This is a genomic window from Nocardiopsis sp. CNS-639 (assembly GCF_000381685.1).
Classification (GTDB): Bacteria; Actinomycetota; Actinomycetes; order Streptosporangiales; family Streptosporangiaceae; genus Nocardiopsis; species Nocardiopsis dassonvillei.
Map to the genome: position 1 here is coordinate 23,322 of NZ_KB906890.1, position 10,082 is coordinate 33,403.

Sequence of the window (10,082 nt, forward strand, 5' to 3'; positions counted from 1 at the left end):
CCATAAGCCCTTCGTGTCCGCTTCATTACCTTGTGTGAGATGAGTGGACACAGCCCTCGCGGCGGCTCAGCCGCGCTCTGCACCGGACTGCTGATGTGCGGGTTCGCCCTGGCCGGGATGGTCACGGTCACGGCGCCCGGCACCGTGGTGACCGACTCCCCGCGCGCCCAGCTGGCGCCGGGGGAGTCCGAAGCCCTGGAGCCCTGCCTGCCCGGCGCCGCCAGGGTCACCGACCCCGACGCGACCGGTCGGCCCCCCGGCGGCAGCGAGGTGACGCCCCGTCAGGCGGCCCTGTACGAACAGCAGCTCCAGGAGGCACTCGTGCCCCTGCGGGGACAGGACCTCCAGCCGCCCCACACCGTCCCGGTCGTGGTGCACGTCATCTCCGCCGAGGACGGCCGCGGCGAGGTCAGCGACGAACGCGTCCAGCGGCAGATCGACGTCCTCAACGCCGCCTACGGCGGCGACACCGCCGCGGACCCGGCCCGGGCCGCCGAGGCGGCCCGGGCCGGGGGCACGAGCGACGCCGAACCCATCGACACCGGCTTCCGCTTCGAGCTCAGCGAGGTCACCCGCACCACCAACGACGAGTGGTTCACCAGCTTCGCCGAGCACCGCGACACCGTCCACGCCAGACTGCGCCAGGGTGACGCGGCGACCCTCAACATCTACACCTCGAACCTGGGCACCGGCCTGCTCGGCTACTCCTCCTTCCCCCAGGACTACGAGGACGCGCCCGAACAGGACGGCGTGGTGATCTCCCACGACACCCTGCCCGGCGGCGACCGCGACCGGTTCAACCTCGGCCACACCGGTACCCACGAGGTGGGCCACTGGCTCGGGCTCTTCCACACCTTCCAGAACGGCTGCTCCTCGCCCGGCGACTACGTGGACGACACCGCCTACGAGCGCGAGGCCGCCTCCGGCTGCCCCGAGGGCCGCGACACCTGCCCCGAGCAGGAGGGCGAGGACCCCGTCACCAACTTCATGAACTACAGCGACGACGCCTGCATGACCCACTTCACCAAGGGCCAGGCCGAGCGCATGGTCGAGCACTGGGCGGCCTTCCGCGCCTGACGCGGCGGCGGTTCACAGGGCCAGGAGCCGGCGCAGGATCGTGTCGGTCCGCAACAGGACCAGCTCGTCCACGGTGCCGAAGCGGCGTTCCAGGCGAAGCGGGGAGACGGCTCGCAGGTCCTCGCACTTGACGTAACTGACCTCCTTCAAGCCTGAGGACCCCGGTTCGATCTCCACATGCGTCGGGCTGTGCCTGTGGGTGCGTGTCAGCGGCAGGACCGTCACCACGGGAGGACGCGAGTCGAGCCAGGGCTGCGCGCTGACGACGAGGACCGGCCTGCGCAGGGCCTGTTCGTGGCCGATCGGGTCGCCCAGATCGGCCATGTAGACCTCACCGCGCCTCACCAGGCGCCCTCGTCGGTCAGGGCGTCGTCATCGGCGTCGGTGAGGTCGTCACCCAGCGTCCGGTCGGACAGGTGGGAACGCCGTTCCTCCTCGGAGAGCCCTTGGTGGTGACGTCGGACATCCGCCCAGAACTCCAGCTCCTCCGAGGCGTCCAGTGCCCGTTCGATCGCCGTGGCCAGGGTGACGTGCTCGCGCTGGGCGCGCGCGCTGATGCGATCCCGCAGCCTGCGGGGCACCTTGATGGTGGTATCCATGGAACTCATACTCAAAGTATGCACAGGAAGTATCTGTTTAGGTAGTCCTTGTGCTTTGCCGAGGTACGATCCGCGGTCCTCGCGCGGCCCTGTCGCCGCCGACTCCCCCCGGCCCGGCGGCGGTCCCGGGCGTGGGCCGCCTTTCGCCGGGCGCGTGGCCGGGACCGTGCGCGGGCCCGGCCGCCGCTAGGCTTGGTCCCATGGCAGCGAACACGTACCTGACCGGGATCAAGCCCACCGGCGACTTCCACCTGGGCAACTACATCGGCGCGATCAAGCCCGCCCTGAGCGCGGCCACGGCCTACGACACCTACTACTTCATCGCCGACTACCACGCGCTCAACACCATCAAGGACGCCGACGAGCTCCGCCACAGCATCCGGTCAGGCGCTGCCACCTGGCTCGCGTGCGGGCTCGACCCCGAACGGACGATCGTCTACCAGCAGTCCCGGGTGCCCGAGACCTTCGAGCTCACCACCATCCTGAGCGCCCTGACCCCCAAGGGCCTCATGAACCGCGCGCACGCCTACAAGGCCGCCCGCGACCGCAACAACGAGGCCGGGATCACCGACCTGGACGCCGGGATCAACATGGGGCTGTACAACTACCCCATCCTCATGGCCGCCGACATCCTCGTCATGGAGGGCACCCACGTCCCCGTGGGCCGCGACCAGTCCCAGCACATCGAGTACACCGCCGACATCGCCGGGTACTTCAACCACCGCTTCGGCGAGTCCTACAGCTTCCCCGTCCCCAAGGGCGTCATCGACGACAGCGACGCGAGCATCCTGCCCGGCGTCGACGGCCGCAAGATGAGCAAGTCCTACGACAACCACATCCCGCTCTTCCTGCCGGAGAACAAGCTCAAGAAGGCCGTGCGCCGCATCCCCACCGACTCCACGCCGGTCGAGGCCCCCAAGGACCCCGACAGCTCGGTGCCCTTCCAGCTGCTCACGCACTTCGCCGACGCCCAGAAGGTCTCCGAGGTGCGCAAGCGCCTGGAGGCGGGCGGCATGGGCTGGGGCGACCTCAAGAACGAGCTGTTCGAGGCGATCAACGCCGAGCTGGGCCCCAAACGGGAGCGCTACGAGGAGCTGATGGCCGACCCGGGGCGGATCGACGCCGTCCTGGCGGCCGGGTCCGAGCGCGCGCGCGAGCGCGCCCGCGCCACCCTGGAGCGCGTGCGCGCCGCCGTCGGCGTCGTCTGACACACGGGGGCGGCGGGTCAGCGCGCTGACCCGCCGCCCCCGGCCTCCGCAGGAGGCCTCAGCCGACCAGCGGCTCGCCCTCCAGCTCCACGCCCGCCTCGCGCAGCCGCTCCAGCGCCGCGTCCACGGTCGGGCGCGACACCCCGGCGGTCAGCCCGAGCAGCACCCGCGTGCGCAGGCCCTCGGCCACCGCGTCCAGGGCGGTCGCCTTCACGCAGTGGTCCATGGCGATGCCCACCACGTCCACCTCGTCCACGCCGCGCTCGCGCAGCCACGAACCCAGCGTCACCCCGCCCTCCCCGGTCACGCCCTCGAAACCGCTGTAGGCGGCCGTGTAGTGCCCCTTGTCGAAGACCTCCTCGGCCAGCGAGGCGTCGAAGCCGGGATGGAACTCCACCCCCGGTGTGCCCGCCTCGCAGTGGCGCGGCCAGCTGTCCACGAAGTCGGGCTCCTCCGAGAAGTGCTCCCCCGGGTCGATGTGGAAGTCGCGCGTGGCCACCACGTGGTCGTAGTCGCTCGCACGGGCGTACTCGGTGACGGCGGCCGCGGTGCTCGCCCCGCCCGCCACCCCCAGGTTCCCCCCCTCGCAGAAGTCCTTCTGCACGTCCACCACGATGAGCGCCCTCACAGCGGCACCCCTTTCCTCGTCGTCGGATCCACCCGGGCCCGTGTACCGCCGTCGGCCCCACCCGCGCTGACCACCGTGTCGGAGATCACCCGGACGGCCGTCCGCCGGCGCGCGGGCCCTCACGCACCATCCTCTAGTGGAACACCGTCGGCAGCGCGGCCTCGCCGCGCGACATGCGCAAGGCCTCCTCGGGCAGTTCCGCCACCGCCGCCCGGTGCCGCTCCCGGGCCTCGTGCACGCTCTCGTGGCCCACCACCACGCCGTCGGCGACCAGGGGCCGCAGCAGCGGGCGCGTTCCCACCTGTGAGGACGGCGGGTGGGGGTAGATCTCCTCGGACACGGCCGTCCCCTTGTCGTCCAGCCGCCGCACCGCCCACTTGCGCCCGCCCCGGCTCGGCTTGCCCACCGAGCGCTTGGCCACCGGCTCCAGCGGGGCGTCCTCCTCCAGACCGCGCGCCCGCGCGACCAGCTTGTACACCAGGGACACCGTCGGCGCGCCCGAGCCGGTCACCAGGGAGGTGCCCACCCCGTAGCCGTCCACCGGCGCCACCGCCAGGGCCTGGATGGAGTGCTCGTCCAGGTCCCCGGTCACCACGATGCGGGTGTCCGTCGCGCCCAGGCAGTCCAGCTGCGCCCGCACGCGCCCGGCATGGGCGGCCAGGTCGCCCGAGTCGATCCGCACCGCGCCCAGCCCGGGTCCGGCCAGCTCCACGGCGGTGCGCACCGCGCGCTCCACGTCGTAGGTGTCCACCAGCAGCGTCGTCCCCTCGCCCAGGGACTCCAGCTGCGCCTTGAACGCGTGCCGCTCGCTGTCGTGCAGCAGCGTGAACGCGTGCGCCGCCGTTCCGCCGGTCGGCACGCCGTGGGAGCGCCCGGCCTCCAGGTTGGAGGAGGTGGAGAACCCCGCGACGTAGGCGGCGCGGGCCGCGGCGACCGCGGACCGCTCGTGCGTGCGCCGCGAGCCCATCTCGATCAGCGGCCGACCGCCCGCCGCCACCGCCATCCGCGTCGCGGCCGAGGCGATCGCGCTGTCGTGGTTGTACACCGACAGGGCCAGCGTCTCCAGGAGCACGGCCTCGGCGAAGGAGGCCTCCACCACCAGGATCGGCGAGCCGGGGAAGTACGCCTCGCCCTCGCCGTAGCCCCACACGTTGCCCGAGAACCGGTAGTCGGCCAGCCACTCCACGGTGCGCTCGTCCACGACCCCGTTGTCGGACAGGAAGTCGAGTTCCTCCGTGCCGAAGCGGAACCGCTCCAGCAGCTCCAGGAAGCGGCCCGTTCCGGCCACGACCCCGTACCTGCGTCCCTCCGGCAGCCGCCGGGCGAACATCTCGAACACCGAGTGGCGGGCTGCGGCGCCGCTGTGCAGCGCCCCCTGGAGCATCGTCAGTTCGTAGTGGTCGGTGAGCAGCGCGCTGCTGCTGTCCTCGCTCATGCGCACGAGCCTAATCTGTGCCGGGTGGGACGGAGGAGGTCGCCCCCACCAGCACCGGGCCGCCGTAGCCTCGGCGTTCGCCAACAATACCCATTTGGTTGGTAGGGAACCGGATGTAGGTACTCTGGGGAACATGCTGAGGATTGATCGCGCGATCTACGACAGGATCGTCGCACACGCCCGCCGCGACCACCCGGACGAGGCGTGCGGCGTCGTGGCCGGACCGGAGGGCTCCGACAGCCCCGAACGCCTCGTCGAGATGGTCAACGCCGAACGGTCGCCGACCTTCTACCGGTTCGACTCCCTCGAACAGCTCAAGGTCTGGCGGGAGATGGACGACCGCGACGAGGAACCCGTCGTGATCTACCACTCCCACACCGCGACCGAGGCCTACCCCTCGCGCACCGACGTCTCCTACGCGTCCGAGCCGGGCGCCCACTACGTGCTCGTGTCCACGCGCGAGCCCGACACCGTCGAGTTCCGCTCCTACCGGATCATCGACGGCCAGGTCACCGAGGAACCGGTGGAGGTCACCGGTCCCGGCGACGGCGCCGCGACCGCCCCGTAGGTTCCACACCACACCGGGCGACGCCCAGGAATGGGCACCGCGCGCCCCCTGTTGGCAATGAACGCACACCAACGACCGCTAACGGAGAAACCCTCATGGCCATCGAGGTCCGCATCCCGACCATCCTGCGCAACCTGACCGGCGACGCCAAGGTCGTCGAGGGGTCCGGCGACACCCTCGGCGAGCTGTTCGCCGACCTGGACAGCCGACACCCCGGCATCGCCGGACGCCTGGTGGACGATGGCAAGCTGCGCCGCTTCATCAACGTCTACCTCAACGACGAGGACGTGCGCTTCGTCGGGGGTCTGGAGGCCAAGCTCTCCGACGGCGACAACGTGACGATCCTGCCGGCCGTGGCCGGCGGAAGCCGCTAGGCCGCACATGCGCTACGACTCCCTGCTCGACTCCCTCGGCGGCACGCCGCTCGTCGGCCTGCCCCGGCTCTCGCCCTCGCCGCAGGTCCGGCTCTGGGCGAAACTGGAGGACCGCAACCCCACCGGCTCGATCAAGGACCGCGCCGCGTTCTTCATGATCGAACAGGCCGAGAAGGACGGGCTGCTCTCCCCGGGGTGCACCATCCTGGAGCCGACGTCGGGGAACACCGGCATCTCGCTGGCCATGGTCGCCAAGCTGCGCGGCTACCGCATGGTCTGCGTCATGCCGGAGAACACCTCCGCCGAGCGCAAGCAGCTGCTGGCCATGTGGGGTGCCGAGGTCCACTTCTCCGACGCCGCGGGCGGCTCCAACGAGGCCGTCCGCGTCGCCAAGGAGATGGCCGCGGCCCACCCCGACTGGGTGATGCTGTACCAGTACGGCAACCCGGCCAACGCCCGGGCCCACTACGAGACCACCGGGCCCGAGATCCTCGCCGACCTGCCGGGGATCACCCACTTCGTGGCGGGGCTGGGCACCACCGGCACCCTCATGGGCGTGGGCCGCTACCTTCGCGAACACCGGCCCGGTGTGCAGATCGTGGCGGCCGAGCCCCGGTACGGCGAGCTGGTGTACGGGCTGCGCAACCTCGACGAGGGGTTCGTGCCCGAGCTCTACGACGAGTCGGTGCTCACCACCCGCTTCTCCGTGCCCTCCGAAGCCGCCCTCAGGCGGACCCGGGAACTCCTGGACAAGGAGGGCATCTTCGCGGGCGTCTCCACCGGCGGCGCCCTGCACGCCGCGCTGGGCATGGCCCGCAAGGCCGAGAAGGCGGGGGAGAGCGCCGACATCGCGTTCGTCATCGCCGACGCCGGGTGGAAGTACCTGTCCACCGGCGCCTACGAGGGCACGCTGGAGGAGGCCGAGGAGCGCCTCGACGGCCAGCTCTGGGCCTAGGTTCCAGGGTCTGCACGACCCGCCCGGCACCCGCCTCGACCCCTCCGGAAGCGGCGGCCCGGGCCCGGCGGAGGCCGGCACCTTCGGGTGCCGGCCTCCGCGCCGTTCTGAACACCGGGGAAACACGCCCCGAACAAACAAGACATACGTCGTCAAGCGGTGTGAAAAATTCACACGTGATCGAGGTCGCGTGAGACGCGGGCCACATTTTGTACCACCCGGGCGGGCATTGGGGTACACCCGTAACAACGGGACATCCGCAGAACCAGCCGCCATCCGCACTCCGCACAGTCTCTCGGCGGGAGTGCCACGGACGCCGCGCGGCCCATCGAGAAGGCGACGACGACGTGCGACTCACGATTATCGGGTCCTCGGGGAGCTTCCCCGGGCCGGACAGCCCGGCTTCCTCCTACATGCTCGAAGCGGACGGCTACCGCCTCCTGCTCGACATGGGCAACGGCGCGCTCGGAGCTCTCCAGCGGCACGTCGACATCTACTCCGTCGACGCCGTCTACCTGAGCCACCTGCACGCGGACCACTGCTTCGACCTGTGCTCGTACTGGGTGGCCAGGGCGTACCACCCGGGCGGCGCCAAGCCCCGCATCCCGGTCTACGGGCCCGGAGGGGTGGCCCGGCGGATGGCCGAGGCCTACGGTCTGGAGCCCGACCCGGGTATGACCGAGGTGTTCGAGTTTCACGAACTCTCCCCCGGGCCGTTCCGGATCGGCCCCTTCCAGGCCCGTGTCGACCACGTCAACCACCCGGTGGAGGCCTTCGGTATCCGCCTGGAGCACGGCGGCGCGTCCATGGCCTACTCCGGTGACACCGGGGTGTGTGACTCCCTGGTGGACCTGGCCGCCGACACCGACCTGTTCCTGTGCGAGGCCGCCTTCCAGGACCACCTCGACCACCCCAAGGACATGCACCTGACGGGCAGCGAGGCGGGAGAGCACGCCAGCCGGGCCCGCGCCCGCAGCCTGCTGCTGACCCACCTGGTGCCGTGGAACGACGACGACGTCACCCTCACCGAGGCGCGCTCCACCTACGACGGGCCCATCGGCCTGGCCCGCAGCGGCCAGGTGCACGAAGTCGGCGGCTGACCGGGGACGGGGCCGGGGCAGGCCAGGCCGCGCGGTTGCGCACTCCAGCACCGCGGGGCACTCCACGGATATACGCTCTTGTCCATGGCCCGACCTGACGGACGCGTTCCGACCCAACTCCGCCCTGTGACCATCACCCGCAACTGGCTCCGCCACGCGGAAGGCTCCGTACTCGTCGAGTTCGGGGACACCCGCGTGCTGTGCGCCGCCAGCGTCGAGGACGGCGTCCCGCGCTGGCGTCGGGGCACCGGCGAGGGGTGGGTCACCGCCGAGTACGCGATGCTGCCCCGATCCACCGACACCCGGGGCTCCCGAGAGTCGGTCCGCGGCAAGATCGGCGGCCGCACCCACGAGATCTCCCGCCTGGTCGGCCGCTCCCTGCGCGCCGTCGTGGACTTCAAGGCGATGGGCGAGCACACCATCACGCTGGACTGCGACGTGCTCCAGGCCGACGGAGGCACCCGCACCGCCGCGATCACCGGCGCGTACGTGGCGCTGGCCGACGCGATGAAGTGGCTGCGCAAGCGCCGCAAGCTCAAGAACAACCCGTTGACGGGCTCCCTGGCCGCGGTCAGCGTCGGCGTGGTCCAGGGCCAGCCCCGGCTGGACCTGAACTACCTGGAGGACTCGGTCGCCGACACCGACATGAACGTCGTCATCACCGGCGACGGCAAGTTCATCGAGGTGCAGGGCACCGCCGAGGGCGCCCCCTTCGACCGGGACCTGCTCAACCAGCTGCTCGACCTCGCGGTCTCCGGCTGCGGGGAACTGACCGCGATCCAGAAGAAGGCACTGTCGGAGTGACCGCCACCCCACGGGCCCGTGCCCGTACCGGCGGTGCGCCCCGGGGAGGGGGAACCGTGAAGATCGTCCTGGCCACGCGCAACGCGAAGAAGGTCCCGGAGATGCGGGCCATCCTGGCCGACGCCGGGGTGGAAGCGGAGGTGCTCTCCCTCGACGCCTTCCCGGACGCACCGGAGGTGCCCGAGACCGAGGCGTCCTTCCTGGGCAACGCGCTGCTCAAGGCGCGGGCCATCGCCGCGCACACCGGGCTGCCCGCCGTCGCCGACGACTCCGGCATCGCCGTGGACGAACTGCGCGGGATGCCCGGAGTGCTGTCCGCGCGCTGGGCGGGCCGCTTCGGCGCGGGCGACCAGGACCGGGCCAACCTGGACCTGGTCCTGGACCAGATGGCCGACACCCCGGCCGAGCGCAGGGGCGCCGCGTTCGTGTGCGCGGCGGTGCTGGTGATGCCGGACGGGACCGAGGCGGTCGCCGAGGGCGTGCTGCGCGGCCGCCTGGTGCGCGAGCGCCGCGGGGAGAACGGCTTCGGGTACGACCCGGTGTTCGTCCCCGAGGGGGAGAGCCGCACCACGGCGGAGCTGTCCCCGGAGGAGAAGAACGCGATCAGCCACCGGGGGATCGCCTTCCGCAAGCTCGCCCGGGAGCTGGCGGACATCCTCTGAGGTCCCGGACGTGTTCCGGGGGCCATGTCGGTCCCCGTCCCCGGGGCGGTCCCGCCCCGGGGACAGAAAATCCCGTCCTCCCATGTTTGGCCCCGCGGGACCCGGGAAGGGTCTGTGTCAGACGACAAGCAAGCCGACGAACGACCAGGCCCCGGACTGGAGTCCCCTCCGAGTCCAGGCGGATTTGACGCCGCCGCTGAGGTTGCCTAAACTCGATCGGGTCGCTGCGGGACGGCGAGACACCCCACGGGGTCGACTCGGAACCGGGCCGCTGTCCTGACCTTCTCTCCAAGCTTCGATGGTTCGAGCATGTGCTCGGAGCGTGTAGGCTCGGGGAGTTGCCTCGAAAGAGGAACTGGTCTTCTTAGTCCGGTGCAATTCCGCAAAAACCGCCGATTTGGCGGGGCGCGGAACACCTGATAAAGTAAAGACACAACAAAGCGGAAACGCACAACGCCTTCGGCGGAAAAGCTCACAGCAGCTTGTAAGCGAAGAGCGGTTGTTTCTTGAGAACTCAACAGCGCGTGTTTGATTTTCTTTAAGCCATGTTTGTTTTGGCCCCGTCACACAGAACCATCCGGTTCGTGTGCGGAGGTTCCTTTGATTAGCCGGGGTAACCCGGTTGGTCAGGATTACTTCTAGGTTTACCCGCCCGCACGGACCCTTCCGGGG

The 10,082-nt window shown here is 70.6% G+C and carries 12 protein-coding genes; 8 read left to right on the plus strand and 4 right to left on the minus strand.

Going from position 1 to position 10,082, the window contains the following annotated elements:
- Nucleotides 1–93: 93 nt before the first annotated feature.
- Entirely contained in the window at nt 94–1,077 is a 984-nt protein-coding gene (locus G011_RS0128495; RefSeq protein WP_019611452.1) for a zinc metalloprotease, read from the plus strand.
- A gap of 12 nt (nt 1,078–1,089) precedes the next feature.
- On the opposite strand, the gene G011_RS0128500 is transcribed toward G011_RS0128495, so the two are convergent.
- On the minus strand, nt 1,090–1,422 hold the full coding sequence (locus tag G011_RS0128500) for a type II toxin-antitoxin system PemK/MazF family toxin (RefSeq protein ID WP_019611453.1): 333 nt from the start codon (nt 1,420–1,422) through the stop codon (nt 1,090–1,092).
- Nucleotides 1,419–1,685 (minus strand): hypothetical protein, encoded by a 267-nt coding sequence (locus G011_RS0128505; RefSeq protein WP_155979864.1) that lies wholly within the window; start codon nt 1,683–1,685, stop codon nt 1,419–1,421. Before G011_RS0128505 ends, G011_RS0128500 begins: the two co-directional genes overlap by 4 nt.
- Nucleotides 1,686–1,876: 191 nt before the next feature.
- Here G011_RS0128505 and G011_RS0128510 point away from each other — a divergent pair, with 191 nt between their 5' ends.
- The gene (locus G011_RS0128510; protein ID WP_019611455.1) at nt 1,877–2,884 is read left to right on the plus strand and encodes a tryptophan--tRNA ligase; all 1,008 of its coding nucleotides are present in this window, start codon (nt 1,877–1,879) and stop codon (nt 2,882–2,884) included.
- A 58-nt stretch (nt 2,885–2,942) separates the two neighbouring features.
- Here G011_RS0128510 and G011_RS0128515 read toward each other — a convergent pair whose 3' ends face one another.
- Nucleotides 2,943–3,512 carry a nicotinamidase gene (locus G011_RS0128515; protein WP_019611456.1) on the minus strand — a complete coding sequence of 190 codons (570 nt, stop codon included), beginning with the start codon at nt 3,510–3,512 and terminating at the stop codon, nt 2,943–2,945.
- 133 nt (nt 3,513–3,645) lie between these two features.
- Entirely contained in the window at nt 3,646–4,947 is a 1,302-nt protein-coding gene (locus tag G011_RS0128520; protein ID WP_019611457.1) for a nicotinate phosphoribosyltransferase, read from the minus strand.
- A gap of 133 nt (nt 4,948–5,080) precedes the next feature.
- On the opposite strand from G011_RS0128520, the gene G011_RS0128525 reads away from it, so the two are divergent.
- From G011_RS0128525 to rdgB, 6 genes are all read left to right on the plus strand, one after another.
- A complete protein-coding gene (locus tag G011_RS0128525; RefSeq protein ID WP_013151436.1) occupies nt 5,081–5,515 on the plus strand; it encodes a Mov34/MPN/PAD-1 family protein in 435 nt (144 codons plus the stop codon).
- A gap of 95 nt (nt 5,516–5,610) precedes the next feature.
- Entirely contained in the window at nt 5,611–5,889 is a 279-nt protein-coding gene (locus G011_RS0128530; protein ID WP_013151437.1) for a MoaD/ThiS family protein, read from the plus strand.
- A gap of 7 nt (nt 5,890–5,896) precedes the next feature.
- Entirely contained in the window at nt 5,897–6,844 is a 948-nt protein-coding gene (locus G011_RS0128535; protein WP_013151438.1) for a PLP-dependent cysteine synthase family protein, read from the plus strand.
- Nucleotides 6,845–7,191: 347 nt separating this feature from the next.
- Nucleotides 7,192–7,944 carry an MBL fold metallo-hydrolase gene (locus G011_RS0128540; RefSeq protein WP_026338757.1) on the plus strand — a complete coding sequence of 251 codons (753 nt, stop codon included), beginning with the start codon at nt 7,192–7,194 and terminating at the stop codon, nt 7,942–7,944.
- Between the two features lie 84 nt (nt 7,945–8,028).
- Nucleotides 8,029–8,748: a ribonuclease PH gene (rph, locus tag G011_RS0128545; protein WP_013151440.1), complete on the plus strand. Its 720-nt coding sequence runs from the start codon at nt 8,029–8,031 to the stop codon at nt 8,746–8,748.
- Nucleotides 8,749–8,804: 56 nt separating this feature from the next.
- The gene (gene rdgB, locus G011_RS0128550; protein WP_019611460.1) at nt 8,805–9,410 is read left to right on the plus strand and encodes an RdgB/HAM1 family non-canonical purine NTP pyrophosphatase; all 606 of its coding nucleotides are present in this window, start codon (nt 8,805–8,807) and stop codon (nt 9,408–9,410) included.
- Nucleotides 9,411–10,082 lie beyond the last annotated feature (672 nt).